General features: G+C 51.3%; 18 protein-coding genes. 6 read left to right on the top strand and 12 right to left on the bottom strand.

Annotation, left to right across the window (positions count from 1 at the left end):
* Positions 1-20: 20 nt before the first annotated feature.
* Together glnK and KU854_RS08345 are read right to left on the bottom strand one after the other, a co-directional pair.
* A complete protein-coding gene (gene glnK, locus KU854_RS08340; protein ID WP_054779425.1) occupies positions 21-359 on the bottom strand; it encodes a P-II family nitrogen regulator in 339 nt (112 codons plus the stop codon).
* 278 nt (positions 360-637) lie between these two features.
* Positions 638-1,015, bottom strand: coding sequence for a YacL family protein (locus tag KU854_RS08345; protein WP_054779424.1), 378 nt, complete (start codon positions 1,013-1,015; stop codon positions 638-640).
* A 93-nt stretch (positions 1,016-1,108) separates the two neighbouring features.
* Between KU854_RS08345 and KU854_RS08350 the strand changes: the two genes are divergently transcribed.
* The 3 genes from KU854_RS08350 to KU854_RS08360 all read left to right on the top strand — a co-directional run bounded on the left by KU854_RS08350 (position 1,109) and on the right by KU854_RS08360 (position 4,807).
* Complete coding sequence (locus tag KU854_RS08350) at positions 1,109-2,260, top strand: sugar diacid recognition domain-containing protein (protein WP_218357986.1); 1,152 nt, start codon at positions 1,109-1,111, stop codon at positions 2,258-2,260.
* Positions 2,261-2,384: 124 nt separating this feature from the next.
* The gene (locus tag KU854_RS08355; RefSeq protein WP_218357988.1) at positions 2,385-3,650 is read left to right on the top strand and encodes a GntP family permease; all 1,266 of its coding nucleotides are present in this window, start codon (positions 2,385-2,387) and stop codon (positions 3,648-3,650) included.
* 11 nt (positions 3,651-3,661) lie between these two features.
* Positions 3,662-4,807, top strand: coding sequence for a glycerate kinase (locus KU854_RS08360; RefSeq protein WP_218357990.1), 1,146 nt, complete (start codon positions 3,662-3,664; stop codon positions 4,805-4,807).
* Positions 4,808-4,921: 114 nt separating this feature from the next.
* Here the strand turns inward: KU854_RS08360 and acnB are convergent, their stop codons facing one another.
* Positions 4,922-7,519, bottom strand: coding sequence for a bifunctional aconitate hydratase 2/2-methylisocitrate dehydratase (gene acnB / locus KU854_RS08365; RefSeq protein WP_218357992.1), 2,598 nt, complete (start codon positions 7,517-7,519; stop codon positions 4,922-4,924).
* A gap of 229 nt (positions 7,520-7,748) precedes the next feature.
* Positions 7,749-10,019: a patatin-like phospholipase family protein gene (locus KU854_RS08370; protein WP_218357994.1), complete on the bottom strand. Its 2,271-nt coding sequence runs from the start codon at positions 10,017-10,019 to the stop codon at positions 7,749-7,751.
* Positions 10,020-10,099: 80 nt separating this feature from the next.
* On the opposite strand from KU854_RS08370, the gene KU854_RS08375 reads away from it, so the two are divergent.
* Positions 10,100-12,013, top strand: a complete 1,914-nt coding sequence (locus KU854_RS08375; RefSeq protein ID WP_218357996.1) for a methyl-accepting chemotaxis protein — start codon at positions 10,100-10,102, stop codon at positions 12,011-12,013.
* A 63-nt stretch (positions 12,014-12,076) separates the two neighbouring features.
* Here KU854_RS08375 and KU854_RS08380 read toward each other — a convergent pair whose 3' ends face one another.
* The 8 genes from KU854_RS08380 to KU854_RS08415 all read right to left on the bottom strand — a co-directional run bounded on the left by KU854_RS08380 (position 12,077) and on the right by KU854_RS08415 (position 24,448).
* Positions 12,077-13,720: a methyl-accepting chemotaxis protein gene (locus tag KU854_RS08380; RefSeq protein WP_218357998.1), complete on the bottom strand. Its 1,644-nt coding sequence runs from the start codon at positions 13,718-13,720 to the stop codon at positions 12,077-12,079.
* A gap of 362 nt (positions 13,721-14,082) precedes the next feature.
* Positions 14,083-15,513, bottom strand: coding sequence for a dihydrolipoyl dehydrogenase (lpdA, locus tag KU854_RS08385; protein WP_218357999.1), 1,431 nt, complete (start codon positions 15,511-15,513; stop codon positions 14,083-14,085).
* A 207-nt stretch (positions 15,514-15,720) separates the two neighbouring features.
* Complete coding sequence (gene aceF / locus KU854_RS08390) at positions 15,721-17,640, bottom strand: pyruvate dehydrogenase complex dihydrolipoyllysine-residue acetyltransferase (protein WP_218358000.1); 1,920 nt, start codon at positions 17,638-17,640, stop codon at positions 15,721-15,723.
* Positions 17,641-17,653: 13 nt separating this feature from the next.
* Positions 17,654-20,320 (bottom strand): pyruvate dehydrogenase (acetyl-transferring), homodimeric type, encoded by a 2,667-nt coding sequence (gene aceE, locus KU854_RS08395; protein ID WP_218358001.1) that lies wholly within the window; start codon positions 20,318-20,320, stop codon positions 17,654-17,656.
* 96 nt (positions 20,321-20,416) lie between these two features.
* On the bottom strand, positions 20,417-21,190 hold the full coding sequence (gene pdhR / locus KU854_RS08400) for a pyruvate dehydrogenase complex transcriptional repressor PdhR (RefSeq protein WP_054779421.1): 774 nt from the start codon (positions 21,188-21,190) through the stop codon (positions 20,417-20,419).
* A 310-nt stretch (positions 21,191-21,500) separates the two neighbouring features.
* Complete coding sequence (gene ampD, locus KU854_RS08405) at positions 21,501-22,046, bottom strand: 1,6-anhydro-N-acetylmuramyl-L-alanine amidase AmpD (protein WP_336245235.1); 546 nt, start codon at positions 22,044-22,046, stop codon at positions 21,501-21,503.
* A gap of 86 nt (positions 22,047-22,132) precedes the next feature.
* A complete protein-coding gene (locus tag KU854_RS08410) occupies positions 22,133-23,437 on the bottom strand; it encodes a GGDEF domain-containing protein (protein WP_218358002.1) in 1,305 nt (434 codons plus the stop codon).
* 9 nt (positions 23,438-23,446) lie between these two features.
* Positions 23,447-24,448, bottom strand: a complete 1,002-nt coding sequence (locus KU854_RS08415; protein ID WP_218358004.1) for an ABC transporter substrate-binding protein — start codon at positions 24,446-24,448, stop codon at positions 23,447-23,449.
* 230 nt (positions 24,449-24,678) lie between these two features.
* On the opposite strand from KU854_RS08415, the gene nadC reads away from it, so the two are divergent.
* Complete coding sequence (nadC, locus tag KU854_RS08420) at positions 24,679-25,578, top strand: carboxylating nicotinate-nucleotide diphosphorylase (protein ID WP_218358005.1); 900 nt, start codon at positions 24,679-24,681, stop codon at positions 25,576-25,578.
* 229 nt (positions 25,579-25,807) lie between these two features.
* Positions 25,808-26,236, top strand: coding sequence for a pilin (locus KU854_RS08425; RefSeq protein ID WP_218358006.1), 429 nt, complete (start codon positions 25,808-25,810; stop codon positions 26,234-26,236).
* The last annotated feature ends 3 nt before the right edge of the window (positions 26,237-26,239 follow it).

A 26,239-nucleotide genomic window follows, 5' to 3' on the forward strand; every position in this document is an offset into this window, starting at 1 on the left:
CTTTCTTACTCCCTTTAACCTTAAATCGCTTCTGAGTCCATCTCGCCGGTACGGATACGCACGGCGTGCTGGAGGTCATAAACAAAGATCTTTCCGTCACCAATCTTGCCGGTCTGCGCCGCCTTGCTGATGGCTTCAACAATTTCGTCGACGTTTTCACTGTGGGCAGCAATTTCAATTTTTACTTTCGGCAGAAAATCCACCTGATACTCTGCGCCGCGATACAGTTCGGTGTGACCTTTCTGGCGACCAAAGCCCTTCACCTCTGAGACTGTCATGCCGTCCACACCGACTTCCGCCAATGCTTCACGCACGTCATCGAGCTTGAACGGCTTGATAATTGCGTTAATCAGTTTCATACCTTCTCCTTGAACCTTGTTTAAGTTGTTCTGGACAAGTAACAATCAATTCGTATGCCAATTTTTATTTGTGTTATTTATCAGTTGTTTAAATAAATATCAGTGTGCGGGTTGTTTTTTATGCACCATATTAGTGCACAACATTCACCGAGATCTGGCATGGAGGAAGGGAGTAACGAAAAACGCACCAAGTTGTTGCGTCAACTTCGGTGCGCCGGGGAAGTACTTAGGGTTAGAAGTGCCGACAACGGCAACTTTAAATAATTAAAATCAGAGAGTTACCTACCATAGCGACGAATAAAATCCTGCCAGGCTTCAAGCACCAAAAGGAGATCTTCCGGGCCGCACAGTGACACGCTTTCTTCTTCATAGGTATGCAGATCGACGTCCGGCATCTCTTCATCGTCGCCTTCCAGCAACACATTGGCCTGGATCAGCGCTTCATCCTGAGTCAGTTGCAGGTGAAAGACTTTTCCAGCGCGTGTCCATTCACCGCCCTGTGCCATGACGAGATTGAGGTTTTCCACTACCTCATCAATCGCGGCATGGTCAGTACCTAATTCGTCCACCAGCCAACGTCCCAGCGCCTCATGTCCCATGGACAACTCTGCATGAAAGCTGTCATCTAAAGTATTGCGTCGAAATTCATAGTCCACGTGCTATCCTCGGTATCACTTTGTTTGCCCTGCCAAGTTTCCACGGCGGGCTGGTTGGAAAAAGTCTGCTCATTGTCAGGATCTCGAGGCCTAATGCAACTCAACAGCATGATCGCGCGTCAAATCGTCGAACGGACGATGAAAATCATTGGGTATTCCGTCAACGTTATGGATGAGCAAGGGCTAATTATAGGCTCGGGCGATCCTAGCCGCCTGCATCAAAAGCATGAAGGCGCATTATTGACACTCTCAAAGAGCCGCGTCGTTGAAATTGATGAAGCTGCTTCCAACTTGCTGATGGGGGTTCGCCCCGGGGTAAACCTGCCGGTAGTATTTAACGGCAAAGCTATCGGTGTAGTCGGCATTTCCGGCAACCCAGAGGATGTACGCCGCTATGGCGAGCTTGTGAAAATGACGGCAGAACTTATTGTCGAACAAGCCGCCCTGATCTCCCAGATGCAGTGGGACAAACGCCACCGCGAAGAACTGTTGCTGCAGCTTATCCGTGAGTCCGAACTGAACGACAGACAACTGATCTCTATCGCCCAGCGCTTGGATCTCGACCTTGAACAGCCCCGTGTGGCGGCCATCATCAAATTGCATCCCAATAAGGCTGAAAACCTGTCGCTGGAACATCTCCAGTCCATGGTTCACCTGCTTGAATACCCTGAGCGTGACAACCTGGTCGGCATTACTTCAGTATCCCGCAACGAGATTGTGGTGCTGAAACCTATCACGGTGGAAAACGGCGATTGGTCGCGGAAATCCGAACAGAAAAAAGTGAAGTTATTGCTCAAACGTGTCGCAGAACAGCGCGCCTTCCGGGTTCAGATTGCTTATGGCGGCTACTTCCCCTCCCTGAAAGGTCTGGCGCAGTCTTACCAGACTGCCAGCGCGACCCTGTCAGCCAGCCGCGCTGATGAAACCGTCATGTATTACGAAGACCATGCCCTCGCCGTGCTGCTCAGCGCCATGCCTGAAAATGACTGGCGCACCCGACAACTGCATGCGGCCATTAACTTTTTGATTGAAAGCGACACCCGTGGCACTTTGATTCGGACACTGTCGGTATTTTTCGAACAGAATTGTGATTTAGTTCAAACGTGCGAAAACCTGCATATCCACCGCAATACCCTGCGCTACCGCCTGCAACGCATTTCCGACATAACAGAATTAGATATCAATAAGTTAGAGGAGAGAACCTTACTCTATTTGTCTTTCCTTACCTGGCGCCAAAAACAGTAACATTGTGCAAATGCACAAACAAACCCATCCCTACCTGCCTCAAATTTAGTCAAGCGTCTAAAGCAAGTTGCCGGTCAGCGTCGTACAGTGCCGGCAGTTTTTCGTTTCAGCCGAGAAGTATGAGATGACCGAAGTTTCTACCTTGGGCGCCCTCGCTGCCCTGATTGTTTCCATTACCCTGATTTTAAGAAAGGTTCCGCCTGCATACGGCATGATTGTCGGTGCACTGGTGGGTGGTATCGTTGGTGGCGTGTCACTGACTGACACTGTGTCGCTGATGATTGGCGGCGCACAGGGTATTGTGACTGCAGTGCTGCGTATTCTCGCTGCCGGTGTACTGGCAGGCGTGCTGATTGAGTCCGGTGCAGCGACCACCATCGCTGAAACGATTGTGAAAAAAGTCGGCGAAACCCGCGCGCTGCTGGCACTGGCGGTGGCAACCATGATCCTCACAGCCGTTGGCGTGTTCGTCGATGTGGCGGTGATCACCGTGGCACCGATTGCGCTGGCCATCGCCCGCCGTGCGGATCTTTCTAAAATGGCCATCCTTCTGGCCATGGTTGGCGGCGGTAAAGCGGGTAACGTCATGTCCCCGAACCCGAATGCCATTGCGGCGGCTGACGCCTTCAACGTTCCCCTGACGTCAGTAATGGCAGCCGGTGTTATCCCTGGCCTGTTCGGTATGCTGGCAGCCTACTTTATTGCTAAGAAACTCGTGAACCGTGGCAGTAAAGTGGCCGCGTCTGAAGTAGTCGAAGTCGATATGAGCCGCCTGCCTTCCTTTGGTGCAGCGATTGTTGCGCCTATGGTTGCTATCTCTTTACTGGCTCTTCGTCCGATTGCAGGCATCAACATCGACCCACTGATCGCCCTGCCTTTGGGTGGCCTGTTGGGCGCGCTGGCAATGCGCCGCTTCCGCGATTCCAACCATTTCGCAGTGTCTGGTCTAAACCGCATGGCACCGGTAGCTGTGATGCTGCTGGGTACGGGCACACTGGCGGGCATTATTGCCAACTCCGGCCTTAAAAATGGCCTGATTGATCTGCTGACCAGCTCTGGCCTGCCTTCTTACCTGCTGGCTCCGTTCTCTGGCGCCCTGATGTCTCTGGCAACGGCGTCCACGACGGCGGGTACAGCAGTGGCGAGCAGTGTGTTTGCCAATACTATTCTTGAACTGGGTGTGCCGGCGCTGGCAGGCGCAGCCATGATCCACGCCGGTGCGACTGTGTTTGACCACATGCCACACGGCAGCTTCTTCCACGCCACTGGCGGCGCGGTTCACATGGATATGAAAGAGCGCCTGAAGCTTATTCCTTACGAATCAGCAGTCGGTTTTGTGATTGCGCTGGTTTCTACCCTTATCTTTGGTGTGTTTGGTCTGTTTGTTTGAGGACATTGCTGATGAAAATTGTTATTGCCCCTGATTCTTATAAAGAAAGCCTGTCAGCAATGGACGTTGCTGTTGCCATTGAAAACGGTTTTCGCCGTGTGATGCCAGATGCTGATATCGTTAAACTGCCAATGGCAGACGGCGGTGAAGGCACGGTTCAGTCTCTGGTTGATGCCACAGGCGGACAGATCATTACCGTGAACGTGACCGGCCCGCTTGGAAACGAAGTGGAAGGCTTCTTCGGCCTGATGGGTGACGGTAAAACAGCAGTCATTGAAATGGCGGCCGCATCCGGCCTGCATTTGGTGCCACCTTCACAGCGCAACCCGATGGTGACCACCAGTTTCGGTACCGGTGAACTGATCAAAGCAGCCTTGGAGCACGGAGCCACCCACCTGATTATCGGTATCGGCGGCAGCGCAACCAACGATGGTGGCGCAGGCATGGCACAGGCGCTGGGCGTCAAACTGCTGGATAAAGACGGCAATGCCATTGGCTTGGGCGGCGGCGCACTGGAACACATCCATACTATCGATTGCAGTGGTATCGACAGCCGTCTGGCTGAGGTAAAACTGGAAGTGGCCTGTGACGTGGACAACCCGCTTTGTGGCGAGAAAGGCGCATCCGCGATTTTTGGCCCACAAAAAGGCGCAACGCCAAGCATGGTGATGAAGCTGGATGCCAACCTCTCCCACTACGCTGATGTGATGAACACTGAACTTGGCCGCGATGTGAAAAACAGCGCAGGCGCAGGTGCTGCGGGCGGTATGGGCGCGGCATTGATGGGTATTTTCAATGCTGACCTGCGTCCGGGCATCAACATCGTGATGGATGCGGTTAACCTTTCTGAGCACCTGAAAGATGCGGATCTGGTGATCACCGGCGAAGGCCGCATGGACAGCCAGACCGTCCACGGCAAAACCCCGATGGGTGTGGCGCGTTGTGCCAAGCAGTTCAACCTGCCGGTGATCGGTATCGCTGGCTGTGTATCCAATGACGTTGATGTAGTGCATGAGCATGGCATTGATGCCGTATTCAGCGTGGTACCTCGTTCGGTATCACTGGAAGAGGCGCTGCGTGAAGGTGCGGTAAACGTGGAAAACACGGCAGCGAATGTGGCGAGATTACTGACGCTCAACCTGAGTTCTAAGTTCTAGATCCTGAGTACTGAGTACTGGGTACTGGGTACTGGGTACTGGGTCATCAGTATCGCCAAAATGAAGAAAGCCTCCATCGCTGGAGGCTTTTTGCTATTCAATATCCGAGATAACTTACACTGCAGTCTGAATGATCACTTCATCCGCTTTTTTGGTGTACTGCGGCATACGGTGGAAGTTCAGGTAGCGGTAGGTATCTGCCGCTGTCGCATCAATTTGCTTCGCGTATTCCAGATACTCTTCAACCGTCGGGATGCGGCCAAGAATAGCGCCCACTGATGCCAACTCTGCCGAAGACAGGTAAACATTCGCACCGGTACCCAAACGGTTCGGGAAGTTACGGGTAGAGGTAGAAATCACGGTTGCTTTGTCTGCAACACGCGCCTGGTTACCCATACACAGTGAACATCCCGGGGTTTCGATACGCACACCCGCGCGGCCGAAGATACCGTAGTAACCTTCTTCAGTCAGTTGGTCGCGGTCCATCTTGGTTGGCGGAGCCACCCACAGACGGGTTTGCAGCGTACCGCCGAATTTATCCAGCAGTTTACCTGCCGCACGGAAGTGACCGATGTTGGTCATACAAGAGCCGATGAAAACTTCATCCACTTTGTCGCCAGCGACATCAGACAGCAGGCGCGCATCATCAGGATCGTTCGGTGCACACAGAATTGGCTCTTCGATTTCAGCCAGATCGATTTCGATCACTTCTGCGTATTCTGCATCTTTGTCAGCTTCCATCAGCTCTGGGTTTGCAAGCCACGCTTCCATTGCACTGATGCGGCGCTCAATGGTACGGCGATCGCCATAGCCTTCACTGATCATCCACTTCAGCATCACGATGTTGGACTCAAGGTACTCTGCCACTGACTCTTGAGACAGCTTCACAGTACAACCCGCAGCAGAGCGCTCTGCCGATGCATCAGACAGTTCGAATGCCTGCTCAACCGTCAGGTGATCAACGCCTTCGATTTCGAGGATACGGCCTGAGAATGCGTTGATCTTACCGGCTTTCTCAACGGTCAGCAGACCTTGCTTGATCGCGTAGTAAGGGATTGCATGCACCAGATCACGCAAAGTGATACCTGGCTGCATTTCACCTTTGAAGCGAACCAGAATCGACTCTGGCATATCCAGTGGCATTACACCAGTCGCCGCAGCAAACGCAACCAGACCGGAACCAGCCGGGAACGAAATCCCCAGAGGGAAACGGGTATGCGAGTCGCCACCGGTACCCACAGTATCTGGCAACAGCATGCGGTTCAGCCATGAGTGGATAACGCCGTCACCCGGACGCAGGGAAACACCGCCGCGGTTCATGATGAAATCAGGCAGGGTGTGATGGGTGTTCACATCAACCGGTTTAGGGTAAGCCGAGGTGTGACAGAAAGACTGCATGGTCAGATCGGCAGAGAAGCCGAGACAAGCCAGGTCTTTCAGTTCATCACGGGTCATAGGGCCAGTGGTATCCTGTGAACCTACGGTGGTCATCTTAGGCTCGCAGTAAGTGCCTGGGCGGATACCTTCCACGCCACACGCTTTACCCACCATTTTCTGGCCAAGGGTGAAACCTTTACCAGTATCAGCCACTGGCTGCGGACGGCGGAACACATCTGATGGCTCCAGACCCAACGCTTCGCGTGCGCGGTCTGTCAGACCACGGCCGATGATCAATGGAATACGGCCACCTGCACGGACTTCATCGTAAAGCACATCAGTTTTCAGTTTGAAGGTCGACAGCACTTCGTCTGAACCGTGGCTGCGTACTTCACCTTTGAATGGGTAAATGTCAATCACATCGCCCATGTTGAGCTTGGAAACATCCAGCTCGATAGGCAGTGCGCCTGCATCTTCCATGGTGTTGAAGAAGATTGGGGCAATTTTGCCACCCAGACAGAAACCGCCTGCGCGCTTGTTTGGTACGTGTGGGATATCGTCACCCATAAACCAAAGCACAGAGTTGGTTGCAGATTTACGGGAAGAACCGGTACCGACAACGTCACCCACATAAACCAGCTGGTGGCCTTGCTCTTTCAGTGCTTCGATTTGTTTAATTGGACCAACCACGCCCGCTTGGTCAGGGTTAATGCCGTCACGTTCATTTTTCAGCATTGCCAGGGCGTGCAGTGGAATGTCTGGGCGTGACCAGGCATCCGGAGCCGGAGACAGGTCATCGGTGTTGGTTTCACCGGTCACTTTGAAAACAGTCAGGGTGACTTTCTCTGGCACGTTAGGCTTGGACAGGAACCATTCTGCGTCTGCCCAGGATTGCATGACTTGCTTGGCAAAAGCGTTGCCTGCTTTGGCTTTCTCTTCCACATCATAGAAAGCATCAAACATCAGCAGGGTATGTGACAGCGCTTTTGCAGCGATAGATGCCAGTGCTGCGTCGTCCAGCAGCGTAACTAACGGCTCGATGTTGTAACCGCCTTGCATGGTACCCAGCAGTTCTACGGCGCGTTCTTTGGAAACCAGAGGTGAGCTTGCTTCACCTTTTGCGACAGCCGCCAAAAAGCCAGCTTTTACATAAGCTGCTTCATCCACACCCGGTGGAATGCGGTTTTCAAGGAGATCAACCAGTGTGTCTTCTTCACCTGCCGGTGGGTTCTTGAGCAATTCGATAAGGCTGGCGGTTTGCTCCGCATCGAGTGGTTTAGGGACAATGCCCTGAGCAGCACGTTCTTCGACGTGTTTACGGTAGGCTTCAAGCACGACGTTTTCCTCATATTTCGGTCCGGCCGTCGCGGCCAGACATCCTTGGAATTAAGCTCGGCTTGCAGGTACTCAGTGAAATGTAGGGGGTAGCTATCTTTCTCTTTGAAGCCCTGCATGTCGAAGCTGGCATGTTATCACTTTTTAACCAAATTTTAAATTCCAGCCACGGAATGAAACATTTGATTTATCAGCAAGAAAAGCGCGGGCGCTTCTCTCCATCAGTCCTTTAGAACTGGGACCCGACTATAAAATAGAACGAATCGAGATCATTTTCTGTACGACCATAGGCGACTATGACCGGCCCCAGCGGAGAATCAACACCAGCAAATATACTGCCTGCGGTATAAAACGGCACCTCTTTTAACGAAAAATCTGGGTTGTTCCACACTCCACCGTACTCAATGGAAGTACCTAAATAAACAGGAGATTTAAACAGTCCGAAGTCGTTATCCAGCAGGCGATAGCGGTAAACCAATGCGCCGTAGGCAATGTTATTGGCCCAGAGGGAATCACGCGGGATCCCTGACAGGTTCAGAAAGCCACCCAGTTCATGAGGTTCAATGGCCACATTGCCGACCCGTGCATTGATGGTGCCGTATTTCCCTTTGCCGTAAACCGTGTGTTTGCCCCAGTTTTTGGCATAAATACCTTCCACATTCAGCACACTCGCTTCTGATTCTGCCCTGTCACCATTGGAGAAAAGGGTATCGCTGGCAAAGCCCAGCGAAGCATCAAGATAAGCGCCATAGTTGGGAAAAACGCGGTTATCTAGCGTGTCCAGGGTAAAGGTCACGTATGGCATGCTGCGCTTGTAACGCTGCGAGATGAGCCCGCCCGCCTGCTCTTCCTCACCGTCAATGTAGCGATAGCCAACTTTAAATTCGCCCCATAGCTCAGGTTGCCAGCCAAAGCCTATGTCACCAATCACTTCACTGTAGCGGGTTCCCAGCGTAAAGGTGTCCTCACCCAGCAGTGGCTCTTCGGAGCGGAAATACTGGTCACGCTCACGCACTTCCACACCCCCGAGTATCTCGGTAAAGAACAGTTGGTCGGCACTGAATGGCAGATACAACTCCGCCTGTGCTTTTTTATCGGTACCAAGTTCAAGAATGGTACGCAGCTCAGCGCCATAATCTGATAATCCGGTGGAGTTAATACTGACCCCAGCAGAAAAATTGGTACCGGACTGGAAGTTGTCTTCTAGTGCAAAGCGGAAATCAACGAAGTTTGGCCCCCAGCTTTTCTCCTTCACATTGACCACCAGGGTACGTTCGTCACCCTCGCTTTCGATGTGGTAGCGCACGGTTTCAAACCGGTCCAGCGCATAAAGGTTCTGCACTGCTGTCTCAAGCTTGGTCGAGTCCATCACACCGGTTTCCAGTGCCAGGCGCGCTTTAAGAACAGAATCAGAAAAGCTGGTTTCGTTATCAATAACGATATGGTCGACATTCAGCATTTCCCCAAACAGCATCAGTCGGCGGCGCTGCTGTTTGGCTTCAATGTATTCCTGATACTCACCTGCGCTGAGTGCCAGCTTACTCAGTGTCTGACGATGGGAAAACGCAGCCTGGAAGCCCTTATCGAATGCTTCCGGCATGCGCTCAAACTCGGTGGTTTCCATATTGCCAACCTGGGGCTTGAGCAGCACATCCTGGTTGGTCATATTGGCAATCTGTTCGTCGGTGCTGTTGCGCACCATATAGTTAACCAGCTGGTTCATGACCTGTAGGTACGAACCAAGCTCTGCGGCAGGGCTGTAATCGGTACTGATATCGACCGCAATGACAATGTCTGCCCCCATCGCTTTGGCGACGTCGACCGGCATGTTATTAACCGGCCCACCATCCACCAGATAGCGGCCATCGAGCTCAACCGGTGGCAGTGCGCCTGGCACTGCCATACTCGCCAGCATGGCTTCCGTTAACTGGCCACTGTCGATGACAACCGGTTGCAGCCGTTCAATATCGGTTGCGACTGCGCGGTATGGGATCACCATGTCATTGAAAGATTTCAGCGCAGGAAGGTTGCCGGTGGAATCACGCAAAATACGGATCATGTTCTGACCCTGTACAATGCCCTGGGGGGTTTTCAGGCTTTTGAAATCAAAGCCGAGGTTAGTGGAGAGATTGTAGCGATCTTCATGATCTTTATCGCGGATACGGCGGTCGCCGCGGTAAACCCTGTCCTGATAGCCTTCTTTCCAATTGATGGAGCCCATCAGACCATCAATTTCATCCGCGCTCATACCAATGCTGTACAACCCGCCGACATAAGCCCCCATACTGGTACCGGCAATGTAGTCGACAGGAATACGCATTTCTTCCAGCGCCTTGAGCACGCCAACGTGCGCCGCCCCTTTCGCACCGCCACCGCCCAGCACCAAGCCAATAGTTGGTCTTTGAGCGCTTTCATCTCCAAACGCTAAAGATGCAGACAGCGTGGCCGACAACAGTACCGCTGCAGTAACCAACCTGCCCTTTAGAAGCCTAATTAACATTTTTTTGCTGCCTTGCAGTTTTAATGTTCCATGAACGCTAATAACGACGCCGAAGGATAATCGGCACCACGGAGAAAAGCATGTATTTCACGCGGTTAACTATAAAACAGAAACTCATATTTGCGATGATCTCAACGGTCATTACTTCCACGACCCTCGTCAGTTTCCTCAGTCTCACCAAAGCCCATGATATGGTGGAAGCCCGCCTGCTGGAAAACGAACTGCCTCTTCTTCTGAACAATATCCGTGAAGAAGTGGAACAAAGCGTCAACCAACTCGATGCCGCGGCCGAACAACTGGCAAGCATGCCCATGTTGGCAAGTGCAGTTGAGGCAAATGGCGATCCAAGAACAAAGTCAGATATCGTTGAAACACTTCGAACACTGAAACAACAATACCTATTAACCGATGCTTCTGTCGCTAACCGTCACAACGGTGACTACTGGAACCAAGACGGATTCCTGCGTCAACTCAAACCCGAAGACAGCTCTTGGTTCTTTAAACTGGTCAACAGCGGCAAAGCCCGTACCAACAGCGTCTACCGTGAAGACAACGGAGATTTGAAGCTGTTTGTAAACTATCAACAAGTTAATGGCACACTGCTGGCAGGTCTGTCCCGGTCGATGGACAACATGGTGAATTTCATGAACCAGTTCAAAGTTGAACAAAGTGGCTTTGTGTTTATGGTATCCCGTGACGGACACGTTCAACTGCACCGCAATCCACGCCACATGGGCAGCAGTAACATCGCGCAAATGTATCAGGGGAATGTTCGTGAACTGTTAATTAAGCGTGACTTTAACCTGGTTTCCAGTACCACCGGTGAGCGAGCTGTCCTGTTGGCTTCCAGCTACATTCCATCATTGGACTGGTTTGTGGTCGCCGAAGTACCAACTGCAGAGGTCTATAACGAACTAACCGGTACCGCCCAGCAAATCATTTTGTTGTCTGTTCTGGTATGTGCCCTGATTGCGGTGGCAGCGGTTTTCCTAGCGTCAACCATCACCCGTCCTATTTCTGATCTTGCCAAAGTCTTCCGAGACATTGGTGAAGGAGAAGGCGATCTCCGTCAGCGCCTCGAAGTCAAAGGGAACGATGAGATTGGCCAACTGGCTCAGGGGTTCAACGGCTTTGTCAGCAAAATTCACCAAGTGGTCGGTGATGTGGCTGCCACCAGCCAGTCACTGAACAATTCGGCTTCTGTCGTCGCCGAGCAAGCCCAGATGACCCAAACTCAAAGCCAAAGTCAGCGTGACCGTACAATGCTTGTGGTCACCGCTATCAATGAGATGGGCGCTACCGTGAACGAGATTGCGGCCAATGCCGCCCATGCAGCCGATTCTGCCAACAATGCAGCCAATGAAACGGCGACCGGGCAAAATGTGGTGATGTCCGCGCAGGAAAGCATCCAACAGCTGGCGGCTGACATGGACAACATGGCAGAGGTGATCCGAAAACTCGCAGGCAATACCCAGCAGATCGGCAGTATTCTGGATGTGATTCGTGGCGTGTCAGAGCAAACCAACCTCTTGGCACTGAATGCAGCAATCGAAGCGGCACGTGCCGGTGAACAGGGTCGTGGTTTTGCGGTAGTTGCCGATGAAGTGAGAAGCCTTGCCAGCCGCACGGCAGAGTCCACCAATGAAATCCAGACCATGATTGATGACCTTCAGAAAGAAGCCCAGTTTGCGGTCGAAGCAATGGAAAACAGTCAGCACCTGACGTCGCAAGGTGCAGATGCTTCCCAGAATGCCGCATCTGCCCTAATGCAAATTAACGAGCAGATCGTGCTGATTTCAGACATCAATACTCAGGTTGCCACCGCAACAGAAGAGCAGTCGACGGTCGTGGCAGATATCAACCGCAATATTGAAGACATCAACGTCACCACCCAGCAAACGGCGGATACGGCCGATAACATGGCACGTGCCAGTGATGAACTGCGCGAGCTTTCGCACCGTCTGGATGATTTGGTGAGACGCTTTAAACTGTAATCCCTCACCTGAAAGCAAAAGCGACGCAATTTTTGCGTCGCTTTTCTCTCAAGTTAGTGCCTGTCAGACCCGGAAAGTGCCGACCACTGCATCAAGCTGACGACTTTTCTGCGCCAGTTCATGACAGATACCCTCAACTTGCTCCAAATTGTCATGCACGCGTTTACCGTATTCCACGATGCCATGCACATTGCGGTTCACGTCTTCTGACACAGTTCTTTGCTGTAAGGACGCTGTTGCGACCTGGCTGTTCTGGTCATTGATGGTCAGGATCATGCCGGAGACCGTATCCAGATATTCTGACGTCTGCTGGATCTGGTTGACCGTTTCATGGCTGGCCTCGCCACTTTCATTCATCGCCTGAACCGCGTTTTGCGTCCCGCTTTCTAAACGCTCGATCATCTCGCGAATTTCTTCCGTGCTCTGCTGGGTTTTGTTAGCCAATACACGCACTTCATCTGCAACAACAGCAAAGCCACGTCCCTGCTCTCCTGCCCTTGCAGCTTCAATCGCCGCATTCAGTGCCAACAGGTTGGTCTGCTCTGCAATCCCGCGGATCACATCGACGATGGACGCAATGCTGTCGACATCGTTGTCCAACGTACCAATCATCTCCTGCGACTGCTCAATCTGGCTGCGCAAGGAGGCCATGGCGTTTACGGTAGCTGCCAGGCTTTCCTGCGCGGCTGTCACTTCCTGCGTTGCAGTGTGGGTTGCATCAGCTGCGTCTGCGGCGTTCTGGCTAATCTGCGTGCTGCTCGCACTCATCTCCTGCACTGCGGCGGCAATCATGTCACTTTCACGTTGCTGGCTTTCTGTTTCAGTCACGCTGTTACGGATAGCACTTTCAATCTGTTCCGTTTGGGAGCGCAGCAAGTTCGAGGCCTCGATGACTTCTTTCATACTGTCCTGGATTTTTGCTACAAAATGGTTGAAAGCATCGCCCAGCTGGCCAATTTCATCCTGAGATTGCACAGAGAGTCTTTGCGTCAGATCGCCATCACCAGATGCGATATTTTTCAATGCTTCCAGCATTTCATTGACCGGTTTCATCAACATACGTGAAAGGATTATTCCTCCCAGCAACGCCAGAATGAGGGCGACTATCGTCCCACCAAGGATCAGGCGTTCAGCATTGGCCGTTGACTCAACGATTTCGCTAGAGACTCTTTTAGTTGCCGCCTCAATGGCTTTTTCAAGCACTTTGATATCTTTACGGATGTCAGAAAAATCACGGGATAACGCCGGGTGTTTTTCTTCATACAAGGCATTGGCATTGGATGGCACCTTAATGATGGCTTCCAGCTCGCTCAACCAACGCTCGGTTTTCAGAGTTATCCGGTTAAGATCCGCCTGTAGCGATACGTCAACAATGCCCGTATCAATCAGTGATTGAAACGACTGTATGCGTTTTACCGCTTTAGGGGCATTGTCATAGAACTCAAACTGCTGTGCTTCAACAGTCTGGGGATTGACTCCCCTTGCCAACAAGCCCTCCAGACTGCCCAGAGATTGGTAAAGGTCTCTGTAAGCATCTTCAATGTCGGTGAATGTCGGCTGAAGTTGTTCGTTGAGTTCTTCATTCAGCGCGATTTGTCGCTCAAAAGTTTGATATGAAGCAGCAAGAACGCAGGTAAAAACAGTGCTGACAAACACAAGCGGAATAAATAGCTTGGTTTTAAAAGAAAGCTGGCTAAACGCAAACATGGAAACCTCAAGGTGCAAAAACGATTGATAGATGTTGTTGAAAAAGCAAAGAGGAAGAGAACGAGGCAGTGTTGGCCACAGATCCTCATCAAAATAGGGCGCCAAAGGCTTAAGCTAAATCAGACAAACACATGATCAATGTCTGCAATATTATGTGTTAGTTCAATTTTACAGAATATTATCAAACACTTCTTTGACCCAACCGAAATAAAAATACAACGACCGCTAAAAATGGAAGGCGGGTTCAGAAAAGTACAATTCACCTGATCAAATAGTGAGACACAAAGTCTAAGCCATTGATTGATGGAAACAAAAAAAGCGCCTCCGAAGAGACGCTTTTTGGTGTCAGTGAGTGTCAGAAATTACTTTTTCTTTTTCACTGCTTTCGCGTTTGGCAGGTCAGTCACTGTACCTTCAAACACTTCTGCTGCCAGACCTACAGATTCGTGCAGGGTTGGGTGCGCGTGGATGGTCAATGCGATGTCTTCTGCATCACAGCCCATCTCAATCGCCAGACCGATTTCACCCAGCAGCTCACCGCCGTTGGTGCCGACAATCGCACCACCGATCACACGGTGAGTGTCTTTGTCGAAGATCATCTTGGTCATACCGTCTGAACAGTCAGACGCGATAGCACGGCCAGATGCCGCCCATGGGAAGGTCGCAACTTCGTAGTTGATGCCTTGCGCTTTCGCTTCTTTCTCAGTCAGACCAACCCAAGCCACTTCTGGCTCAGTGTAAGCAATTGATGGGATCACTTTCGGGTCGAAGTAGTGCTTCTTACCTGCGATAACTTCCGCCGCTACGTGACCTTCGTGAACACCTTTGTGTGCCAGCATTGGCTGACCTACGATGTCACCGATCGCGTAAACGTGAGGGATGTTGGTGCGCATTTGCTTATCAACATTGATAAAGCCACGCTCATCCACTTCAACGCCTGCTTTTTCAGCGTCGATCAGTTTACCGTTTGGTACACGACCGATAGCAACCAGCACTGCATCGTAACGCTCAGGACCTGCAGGCGCTTTCTTGCCTTCCATGGTCACGTAGATGCCGTCTTCCTTCGCTTCAACCGCAGTCACTTTGGTTTCCAGCATCAGGTTGAACTTCTTGCTGATACGCTTGGTGAAGACTTTAACGATGTCTTTGTCAGCCGCAGGGATAACCTGGTCAAACATTTCAACAACGTCAATCTGAGAACCCAGCGCGTGGTAAACCGTACCCATTTCAAGGCCGATGATACCGCCACCCATAACCAACATTTTCTTAGGAACTTCGTTCAGTTCCAGTGCGTCGGTTGAGTCCCAGATACGTGGATCTTCGTGCGGGATAAATGGCAGCTCGATTGGACGAGAGCCCGCAGCGATGATCGCGTTGTCAAAGTTGATAGTCGTCGCGCCGTCTGCACCTTCCACCACGATAGTGTTAGGGCCGGTGAACTTACCGTAGCCGTTAACCACGTTAACTTTACGCATCTTAGCCATGCCGCCAAGACCGCCAGTCAGTTGGGTAACAACTTTCTCTTTCCACAGACGGATTTTAGTGATGTCGGTCGTTGGCTCGCCAAATACCACACCGTGTTCTGCCATCGCTTTCGCTTCTTCGATGACTTTCGCTACGTGAAGCAGTGCTTTCGATGGGATACAACCCACGTTCAGACACACACCACCCAGCGTGCTGTATTTTTCTACCAGAACAGTGTCCAGACCCAAGTCCGCACAGCGAAACGCCGCTGAATAGCCTGCAGGACCCGAACCCAGTACAACGACTTGGGCTTTGATTTCTTTACTCATTCTGACCTCGTTGTAGTCTTATATCCCTGACTAAGAGTTTTTTATCATGGACCATTTTGTTTCACTGCGCAGTACATCTGCAGCTTAATGTTTGGTCTGACATTTTACAGCTGTGTTAACAGCCTGAAAAATAAAAACCCATAGCCTGTGAGCTGTACATCAAATCAGCGCCCACCATATGCAGGTGAACGCTGGTCGGGTATAGCCTTACAGTACCAGACGGCGAATGTCTGACAGACACTCGTTCAGGTATGTGATGAAGCGTGCACCGTCTGCACCGTCGATCACGCGGTGATCGTAAGACAGTGACAGAGGCAGTTGCAGGCGAGGAGCGAACTCTTTGCCGTTCCAAACTGGCTTCATTTCAGACTTAGACACACCCAGGATTGCCACTTCCGGCGCGTTTACGATTGGTGTAAACGCAGTACCGCCGATGCCACCCAGGCTAGAGATAGTGAAACAGCCGCCTTGCATGTCAGCTGCAGTCAGCTTACCGCCACGTGCTTTCTTCGATACTTCAGCCAGCTCAGCAGACAGCTCGTAAATGCCTTTCTTGTTCACGTCTTTGAAGACAGGAACAACCAGGCCATTTGGCGTGTCTACCGCGATGCCCACGTTCACGAATTTCTTCAGGATCAGGCTCTCACCGTCTTCAGACAGAGAAGAGTTGAACGTTGGGAAAGCTTCCAGCGCTTTAGCAACAGCTTTCATGATGAACACCAGTGGGGTGATCTTCATGCCAGAGTCACGTTTCGCTTCGATAGCATTTTGTTCTTTACGGAATGCTTCCAGCTCAGTGATGTCAGCGTTATCCCACTGGGTCACGTGCGGGATCATTACCCAGTTACGGTGCAGGTTCGCGCCAGAAATCTTCTTGATGCGAGACAGAGGTTGAACCTCAGTTTCACCGAACTTGCTGAAATCAACTTTCGGCCATGGCAGAAGACCCAGTGCTGCGCCGTCGCCTTTACCTGAAGCTGCCGCTGCTGCGCCAGATTCCAGACGTTTCAGCGCGTCTTTCACGTACGCTTGAACGTCTTCTTTCAAGATGCGGTTCTTACGGCCAGAACCTTTCACTTTTGCCAGGTTCACACCGAATTCGCGAGCGATACGGCGAACAACTGGAGATGCGTGTGCGTACTCGTGGTTTTCCACGAACTCGCCCGCTGCTGCAGGAGCCGCCTGTGCTGCTGGTGCTGCCGCTGGAGCCACTGCCGGAGCAGATGCTGCTGGCGCTGCCGCAGGAGCCGGAGCTGCGCCCGCCACCTCGAATACCATGATCAGAGAGCCGGTAGACACTTTGTCGCCTGCCGCTACTTTGATTTCTTTCAGCACGCCTGCGAATGGTGCAGGAACTTCCATAGAAGCCTTGTCACCTTCAACAGTGATCAGTGACTGCTCTTCTTCGATGCTGTCGCCAACCGCTACCATGATTTCAGTCACTTCGACTTCGTCACCGCCGATATCCGGTACGTGAACTTCTTTCGTTCCGCCCGCTACCGGTGCTGCTGCAGGTGCTTCAACTGGAGCTGCTGCCGCTACTGGTGCTGCGCCTGAACCTGCTGTTTCGAAGACCATGATCAGAGAGCCGGTAGATACTTTGTCGCCTGCTGCTACTTTGATTTCTTTCAGAACACCTGCGAAAGGTGCTGGTACTTCCATTGATGCTTTGTCGCCTTCAACAGTGATCAGAGATTGCTCTTCTTCAATGCTGTCGCCAACCGCTACCATGATTTCAGTGACTTCGACTTCGTCGCCACCGATATCTGGTACAAATACTTCTTTCTGCTCTGTCGCACTAGATTGCGCCGCTGCTGCTGGAGCTGGAGCTGCTGCTGGAGCTGCTTCCGCTGCAGGAGCAGGTGCAGCTTGCGCTGCACCCTCGGCCGGAGCGCCGGCCGCTTCGAAAATCATGATCAGAGAACCGGTAGAAACCTTGTCGCCAGTCGCGATTTTGATTTCTTTTACGATACCAGCCTGTGATGCAGGTACTTCCATCGACGCCTTGTCACCTTCAACGGTGATCAGCGACTGATCTTCTTCAACTTTGTCACCAACGCTAACGAGGATCTCAGTAACTTCAACCTCATCGGCACCGATGTCTGGTACGTTAATTTCGATTGCCATTGATATATGCCTCTTACGCGTACAGTGGGTTCACTTTCTGAGTGTCGATACCGAATTTCTCAATGGCTTCAGCAACCACTGATTTCTCGATGTCGCCACGCTTCGCCAGTTCAGTCAGCGCTGCTACAACAACGTAGCTCGCGTTAACTTCAAAGTGACGACGCAGGTTCTCGCGGCTGTCTGAACGACCGAAGCCATCCGTACCCAGCACGCGGTAAGACTCAGCAGGAATGAACGCGCGAACTTGGTCTGCGTAGTTCTTCATGTAGTCAGTCGCAACGATAGCAGGCTCTGTACCCATAACTTGTGCAATGTATGGTACTTGCGCGTCAGCCATTGGGTTCAGCATGTTGTGACGGTCACACGCCTGGCCATCACGTGCCAGTTCGTTGAATGAGGTCACGCTGAATACGTCAGAAGCGATGCCATATTCCTTGCTCAGGATGTCAGCTGCTGCACGTACTTCGTTCAGGATGGTGCCAGAGCCCATCAGCTGAACTTTCGCTTTATCGCCTGCGTAAGCTTCCAGCTTGTAGATACCTTTACGGATACCTTCTTCAGCGCCTTCTGGCATTGCTGGTTGCTCGTAGTTTTCGTTCATCAGGGTCAGGTAGTAGAACACGTTCTCTTGCTCTGGACCGTACATGCGACGCATACCGTCTTGCATGATCACTGCAACTTCGTAAGCGAAAGTTGGGTCGTAAGAGATACAGTTAGGAACAGTACCTGCCATGATGTGAGAGTGACCGTCTTCGTGCTGCAGACCTTCGCCGTTCAGGGTAGTACGACCTGCAGTTGCACCCAGCAGGAAGCCGCGCGCTTGTTGGTCGCCTGCCATCCACGCCATGTCGCCAACACGTTGGAAGCCGAACATTGAGTAGTAGATGTAGAACGGGATCATCGGCAGGTTGTTAGTGCTGTAAGACGTCGCAGCAGCAACCCATGAAGACATTGCACCCAGCTCGTTGATACCTTCTTGCAGTACCTGACCTGAAGTCGCTTCTTTGTAGTAAGAAACGATGTCGCGGTCTTGCGGGGTGTAGTTTTGGCCGTGTGGGTTGTAAATACCGATTTGACGGAACAGACCTTCCATACCGAAAGTACGTGCTTCGTCCGCAATGATTGGAACGATGTTCTTACCAACGCCTTTGTCTTTCAGCAATACGTTCAGCGCACGTACGAAAGCCATGGTGGTAGAGATTTCACGCTTTTGCTCTTCCAGCAGAGGTTGGAACGCATCCAGCTCTGGCAGAGTCAGTTCTTCGGTGAATCGTGGCAGACGCTTAGGCGTGTAGCCTTTCAGTGCTGCGCGGCGAGCGTGCAGGTACTGGTGCTCAGCAGAACCTTCTTCCAGTTTCAGGTAAGGCAGTGCTTTCACGTCTTCGTCAGACAGCAGGTCTTGCAGACCCAGGCGGTCACGCAGGTGAAGAACATGGGTCATGTCCATTTTCTTAACCTGGTGCGCAATGTTCTTGCCTTCCGCTGCTTCACCCATGCCGTAACCTTTAACGGTTTTCGCCAGGATCACAGTTGGACGGTCTTTGGTTTCTTGTGCGTTCTTAAATGCTGCGTACAGCTTAGAAGGCTGGTGACCACCACGTTTCAGGTCGAAGATTTCTTCGTCAGTCATGTCAGCAACCAGTGCTGCAGTTTCTGGGTATTTACCGAAGAAGTGCTTACGAACGTAGGCGCCGTCTTTCGCTTTGAAAGTCTGGTAGTCGCCGTCAACAGTTTCGTTCATCAGCTGCAGCAGTTTGCCTGAGGTGTCTTTCGCCAGCAGTTTATCCCAGCCGCTACCCCAAACCACTTTAACCACGTTCCAGCCAGCACCTTTGAACAGGCCTTCCAGCTCTTGAATGATCTTGCCGTTACCCATTACTGGGCCATCCAGGCGCTGCAGGTTACAGTTGATCAGGAAGCACAGGTTATCCAGCTTCTCACGTGCTGCGAAAGAGATCGCGCCGCGTGATTCTGGCTCATCCATCTCACCATCACCCAGGAACGCATATACGCGCTGGTTGGTGGTGTCTTTCATGCCACGACCGTTCAGGTACTTCAGGAAGCGTGCTTGGTAAATCGCAGAGATTGGCCCCAGACCCATAGATACGGTTGGGAACTGCCAGAATTCAGGCATCAGTTTAGGGTGCGGGTATGAAGGGATACCTTTACCGTCCACTTCCTGGCGGAAGTTGTCCAGCTGCTCTTCAGTCAGACGACCTTCAACGAAAGCGCGTGAGTAGATACCCGGTGCAATGTGACCTTGGTAGTAAACCAGATCGCCACCGTCTACGTCGTTAGGCGCACGGAAGAAGTGGTTGAAACAAACTTCGTAGAATGCCGCAGAAGATTGGAAAGACGCCATGTGGCCGCCCAGTTCCAGATCTTTTTTCGATGCGCGCAACACGATCATGATCGCGTTCCAACGAATGATAGAACGAATACGACGCTCCAGGTTTACATCACCTGGGTATGCAGGCTCTTTGTCTGCAGGGATGGTATTCACGTAGTTGGTGGTGATGCCGGTTGGCATATCGACACCGTCAAGGCGCGCCTTTTCCATTACTTGCTCAAGCAGGAACTGGGCACGTTCTACACCTTCTTCACGAACGACTGATTCAAGAGCGGACAGCCACTCTTGGGTCTCTAGTGCGTCCACGTCATTTTTCATGACTTCAGACATGGCGATCTATCCTTTCGTTGATTGACTTGTACAAAACTAATGTTGTCGCAGTTGAAAAAACGGCTCCTGACAACTCCGCGAAGCTGTCGGGATCCGCTATTCCAACTCGTCCTTGCGTTGTTGAATCCGGCGCAGTGAGCGTTCTCTTCTGCTTTCCTCACGCCCCAAATCCAACAGGGTTTCCTCTATAAAAGCCAAATGCGCGTGCGATGCCTGACGGGCTTTTTCTGGTTCCCCGGCAGTGATCGCTTGCACGATATTGGCTCTGTGTCTGGTTACTTTTGCCACTACGTCTTCGCGTCGGTTCAGTAACTCAAAGTTTTGTAATATGTTTTGCTCCAGCAATGGTGCCAGGCTGCGCATGATGTGCAGCAATACCACGTTGTGCGACGCTTCAGTCACGGCAATCAGGTATCGCATCACGGCAGCAGCTTCGGCTTTTATGTCACCAAGTTGCTGGGCTTCACGGATGTTATCGTGGCAATGGCACACCCGTTTTAAATCTTCTTCTGTGCCCCGCAGTGCAGCAAAATAGGAGGAGATACCCTCCAGCGCGTGACGGGATTCCAGCAAATCAAGCTGGGTTTCAGGGTGGTCGGCTAACAGGCCAATCAGAGGCTCGGAGAAACGCTGCCACAAGCGTTCACTCACAAAGGTGCCGCCACCTTGTTTTCTGTTCAGGAGTTTTTTGGCTTCTAACCGCTGGATAGCTTCACGAACGGAGGGACGGGAAACATCAAACTGCTTTGCCAGCTCTCGCTCAGGCGGCAGTTTTTGACCCGGAGACAGTGTCCCTTCCAGAATCAGGCTTTCAAGCTCTTTCTCAATAACGTCAGACAGTTTGGGTTGACGAATCCGTTGTATAGCCATTGTTTTTATTACTTATCCGGCGCCGGAGTTCCTGCGCGTGCAATCCCATTCACTGGCCTTGTAAATTGGTAAGACCAATTACCAAACACCCTAAAAGTTATCAGAATGTGGCCTGACTGTCCACCGTAAACTTGATTTAAGTCATAGAAGTTACGCTTAGATTGCGCTGCGATTTTAATCAACGAAATGACATTGGTCTGACCAATATATTGGCTTACGGTAAAATTTCCGTGTGCCGGATCTCGTTAGCGTTGCAACTTGTCATCGAAATTGTCAGAGAGTTTTAACAATGCTTCTCTGACAACCCTAGTCAAAGTTCTGCTTTCAGTCTGTTCCAGCAAAAAGACGAACCGGGATCGGTTTTACGTCCGGGCGCAATATGCTCATGGCCGGTTACGCGGGCGGGGGTAATATTGGGGTATGTCGACATAATGGCATGGGTAACCGCAACCAGTGTCTGGTATTGGGCATCGGTGTACGGCAAGTCATCGGTTCCTTCCAGTTCAATGCCAATAGAAAAGTCATTGCACTGCTCTCGGCCTTCAAAGGAAGACACCCCGGCATGCCATGCCCGCTGGTTGAAAGAGACAAACTGCACCACCTCTCCCGTGCGTTTAACCAGACAGTGGGCCGAGACCTGCATATTACGGATTTCATCAAAAAATGGGTGGGCTTTTGAGGTCAGTTGCCCCTGAAAGAACTGCTCAATGTAAGGACCACCAAACTCACCGGGCGGCAAGCTGATGTTATGAACCACCAGCAGCGAAATATCTGCATCAACAGGTCTTTCATTGAAGTGTGGTGAGGGGCAGTGTCTGGCTTGTTTCAGCCAACCTTGGGCACAAATTTCAAACACGTGGTTACGCTCGGGTCAAATATTCCAGCTACTGCAGCAGATGGTAAACCAGGTTCTCCGGCCCAACAACCTGAAGGCTTATACCATCAGATTTCATGGGAAATATGCACCGTCATGTGCTGCTGGTTTTTCATCGACTTGGCTTTGTACATAGACTCGTCCGCCAGCTTCATCAGGCCGTCAAAGTTTTCACTGTGATTAGGGTACAGTGCGACACCGATACTCAGTTTCACACGAAGGGTATCCCCTCTCAGGGTAATGGGTTTATCAATATTCTGGACGATTCGTGCCACGGCAATGTCGACATTTATGTCTTCATCAAGCAGATCCAGCCAGACGATAAACTCATCACCACCAAGACGCGCGACCAAGTCGGTTTCCCGGACACTTTCCGTCAGCCGCTCAGAGACAGTTGTTAGCAACATATCACCCGCTTCATGACCATAAGTATCATTGATGGCTTTAAAGTCATTGAGGTCGATAAACAGCAGGGCGGCATGTGTGCCTGTCCGTCTTGCCCGAGCCATGGCACTTTTCACCTGGATATCAAAGGCGCGGCGGTTCAGCAGTCCGGTAAGGCTGTCAGTGTTAGCCAGTCTTCTCAGGGTGTCGTGTTGCTCTTTAAGCTGGCGGGTTTGTTTATCCACCTCACGCTGTAACCCATCGCGGGACACCATGGTCTCATTCAGCTTAAATTTCATGTCTGACAATTCGTCAGCGATCAACTGCAGTTCATCGTCATACTTTGCCTCAACCAGTCCGACTAACTCCCCCTGTCGCACTTTGCGGATACTTTCTATCAGGGATGCCAGCCCACCTTTAAAGCGGTGGCGGAACACCAACATTAAGGCGGTGACACTTAATGACAATAACGCCAAAGCAATTCCCGAACTCATCGAAAGCTTGGCCTGCACTTCATTCACATGCGCCTGCACCCGCTGGTGCAAAACCAGAACCTCTTCAGACATGGAGAGAAGCAACATATTGATGCGCGATGTCACCAGACTCTGGCTGGAATCCATGGAAATGTCATTGGGCTGGGAAATGTTTTTCTGGCTGAGGACCAACAATCTGTCTACTGCGCGCTGCATGTGTTGCAGGTTGGATATCGCCCCTTGAGAGGCGTCAGCAGACACAGAGGTATCCAGCGTGTCTTTCATTCGGGCGCTGGCGCGCTGACTCTCTTTTAGTGACGTTTCATCGTTGTAGCGTTGCAACAGCCACAGACGGCTTCGGAGCACATCAATCGAGCCCTGCACAGTCATGATGTAATTGAGTTGGGCGCGTGCTTCATCCTGCGCCTGCTTTTGAAACAACTGAAGCACGAGAATGGTTGCTGAAAGAAGCAAACTGCAGGCGACCAGTGCGGTGAGTAATCGGTTCAGTTTCATCTGCTTTCCTTACTGGGATGCCTGATTAGCAGGCACATGGGGAAGCAGGGGAGATGACGCAAACAAGTCCCGGAAATCCGGCGGTTCTGCCCGGGATGTTTTTCCTGAGCCGATCGCCCAGTTCGCCTGCATGGTCAGACTGAGGAACATCGCATCACTGATGGTCAGCCGGAAAGTGTAATCAGACCAGAGATACGCCAGTTGCGCCTCCGGCATGGAGAGAAAATCTGCCACCAGTTTTTTGGCCTTTCCCGGATAAAGGCTGATAAAACGGTTTGCCTCCTCCAATGCATCAATAACCCTGACGCTCACTTCCCTGTCAATGGTGCTCTCGCCGTTTTCATCTGTTCTGTGGCTGAGCAGGAAGTGGAGGTTATTGATACCGCGGGTTTCATAGCTGAATACCCTGTCAGGGTAATCACGCGACAACATGTAGCTGTAGGGCTCCCACACGGCTATGTAGTCCACCTCTTTGCGAAGCAACGCCTCGCCCAGTTTGTGGGGCTGATAGCCACGTTTTTCTATCCCTCGCGTGTTCATACCTTCCATTGCCATATAGGCATCAAGGAAAAACTCGCTGGCACTGTCTATGACAACCCCTGCCGTTCCATTTTCCAAAGCAGGAGACGTAGAATCCGGCGAGGCAGCAAGGGTCAGAATTTTCACGTCGTTGTCAGACTCAGCAAAACTGGTCAGCACACCAAAGTCGTCCCGTTCAAAGCGGGTAAACATCACCACGGAGTCAGACGTGGTTGCCAGGTCAACTTCATCGTTCAGCAGCATCTGCATGCAGTTGACGCCACCGCGCGCTTTGATCAGTTTGATCTTAAGGTCATGCTTTTGGAAATACCCATTGCTACTCGCAATGATCAAAGGGGCTGACAGCGGTGTTTCTGATACCGCAATACGTATCTCCGGCCACGACGTGCTCTTTGATGGCACAAACAATACCACCAGCAAGATACCGGTCACCGCGACCAAAGCAGAAACAGCGCGAACAGATACTTTCATTGCACACCTTGTCTTGTAATTAAGACAAGCATAGTCCGAAATATCTAACTTTTCACAGAGCGCAGTTTTAACTGTTTTTTCAAAGCCGAACCTGACACGCCGCCAGCCAGCCCAACCCAATCGGTAGATGCCTTTTGCCACTTTAGAAATGCGCGTAGAAGGGTTAGCTTTCTGTTACGACAACGGTATCATTGTCAGCAACTTTGGATCATGTGAATGGATTTTCCCTTATGACTTCATCTTCAAGCGGTGTTCATAACGCCGAAGAGCGCCGCCAACGCCTGCAGGAACTGCTGGGCGAAGACATAAAAGAGAGCGTTTCCCGCACCCTGAAAGAGGATTTAGGCGGCACACTGGATGCGTCCAGCGATATCACAGCGTCGCTTATTCCAGCTGAAACCTTGGCAGAAGCGACCATTATTACCCGTGAAGCAGGGGTATTCTGTGGCCGCGCTTTTGCGAATGAAGTCTTCCGCCAACTGGGCGATGTGGTGGCCATTCACTGGCAGGTTGAAGATGGCGATAAGGTGTCACCCAATCAGGTGTTGTGTGAACTGAAAGGCCCTGCGCGAACCCTGTTGACCGGTGAGCGCAATGCGATGAACTTTATCCAGACCTTGTCAGGCTGCGCCACTGAAACCGCACGCTATGTGGAAAAACTGGCGGGCACAAAAACCCGCCTGCTGGATACCCGCAAAACCATTCCCGGCCTTCGCAACGCGCTGAAGTATGCCGTCTCCTGTGGCGGTGGCTATAACCACCGTATTGGCGTTTACGACGCCTACCTAATCAAGGAAAACCACATTATCGCCTGTGGCGGCATTCAGGCCGCGGTAGACACCGCCAAGCGCCTTAACCCCGGCAAACCGGTTGAAGTGGAAACAGAATCCTTGGAAGAACTGCAACAGGCGATTGATGCCGGTGCAGATATCGTCATGCTGGATAACTTCACCACTGACATGATGCGCGAAGCGGTGGAACTGAACCAAGGTCGCGTTGCTTTGGAAGTTTCCGGCAATGTTACCTTGGATACACTGCGCGAATATGCCGAAACCGGTGTGGATTTTATTTCCGTCGGTGCGCTGACCAAACATATTAAAGCGATGGACCTTTCCATGCGCCTGAAATAAGTTGCAAAATAAGACCAAATAACAAATTTCACTACAGCAAATGCAGACAATAAGTCTGCATTTTTTTTTGCTTCACTCACAATCAATGTAACTGTCATTCATATCAATTACACAAATGACGATTAACCCCTCGAAACTCCAATTTTATCCACTATTTTCATTGGATTATCGGTCGTATCTTAGTGCCACTTTCAAGCCATGTTGGCAAAAACTTCTGGAGAGAATGGATATGAAAAAACAAAAGGGTTTTAGTTTAATTGAACTGCTGATTGTAGTTGGGATTATTGGTGCGCTAACGGCGATTGCTGTTCCCGCTTATTCAGAATACAAACGCCAATCTGACGTAGCAGCAGCAGTGGCTTCCGTTAAAACACTTCTGACAAAAGCAGAAGAACATCTATCAGAAAAAACTACTAACACCCTAAAAACATTTATAACTGCAGCAGATACAGCCGGTGGTCTAAATGCTCCTGCCACTGGATACGCTGTTGGAGAGCTTGGAGTAATAACTGCAGGCACTGACAACAGCTTAGTGTTCACTATGGGTAAGAACGTTTCATTCCCCGATGAGACTATCACTTACACAAGAACCAATGTTGTATGGGGCTGTGCCATGAGCGCTGGTATTACCGGTGTTGAAGTAAAAGGTTGTAATTAATAA

Source organism: Enterovibrio paralichthyis (assembly GCF_019209835.1).
GTDB lineage: Bacteria > Pseudomonadota > Gammaproteobacteria > Enterobacterales > Vibrionaceae > Enterovibrio > Enterovibrio paralichthyis.

Coding starts and splice junctions, on each gene's coding strand:
- KU854_RS08415 (WP_218358004.1), bottom strand. CDS start 24,448: ATGAAAGTATCTGTTCGCGCTGTTTCTGCTTTGGTCGCGGTGACCGGT.
- KU854_RS08360 (WP_218357990.1), top strand. CDS start 3,662: ATGAAAATTGTTATTGCCCCTGATTCTTATAAAGAAAGCCTGTCAGCA.
- KU854_RS08380 (WP_218357998.1), bottom strand. CDS start 13,720: ATGTTTGCGTTTAGCCAGCTTTCTTTTAAAACCAAGCTATTTATTCCG.
- glnK (WP_054779425.1), bottom strand. CDS start 359: ATGAAACTGATTAACGCAATTATCAAGCCGTTCAAGCTCGATGACGTG.
- nadC (WP_218358005.1), top strand. CDS start 24,679: ATGACTTCATCTTCAAGCGGTGTTCATAACGCCGAAGAGCGCCGCCAA.
- aceF (WP_218358000.1), bottom strand. CDS start 17,640: ATGGCAATCGAAATTAACGTACCAGACATCGGTGCCGATGAGGTTGAA.
- KU854_RS08425 (WP_218358006.1), top strand. CDS start 25,808: ATGAAAAAACAAAAGGGTTTTAGTTTAATTGAACTGCTGATTGTAGTT.
- lpdA (WP_218357999.1), bottom strand. CDS start 15,513: ATGAGTAAAGAAATCAAAGCCCAAGTCGTTGTACTGGGTTCGGGTCCT.
- KU854_RS08370 (WP_218357994.1), bottom strand. CDS start 10,019: ATGTTAATTAGGCTTCTAAAGGGCAGGTTGGTTACTGCAGCGGTACTG.
- KU854_RS08375 (WP_218357996.1), top strand. CDS start 10,100: ATGTATTTCACGCGGTTAACTATAAAACAGAAACTCATATTTGCGATG.
- KU854_RS08410 (WP_218358002.1), bottom strand. CDS start 23,437: ATGAAACTGAACCGATTACTCACCGCACTGGTCGCCTGCAGTTTGCTT.
- KU854_RS08350 (WP_218357986.1), top strand. CDS start 1,109: ATGCAACTCAACAGCATGATCGCGCGTCAAATCGTCGAACGGACGATG.
- aceE (WP_218358001.1), bottom strand. CDS start 20,320: ATGTCTGAAGTCATGAAAAATGACGTGGACGCACTAGAGACCCAAGAG.
- KU854_RS08355 (WP_218357988.1), top strand. CDS start 2,385: ATGACCGAAGTTTCTACCTTGGGCGCCCTCGCTGCCCTGATTGTTTCC.
- pdhR (WP_054779421.1), bottom strand. CDS start 21,190: ATGGCTATACAACGGATTCGTCAACCCAAACTGTCTGACGTTATTGAG.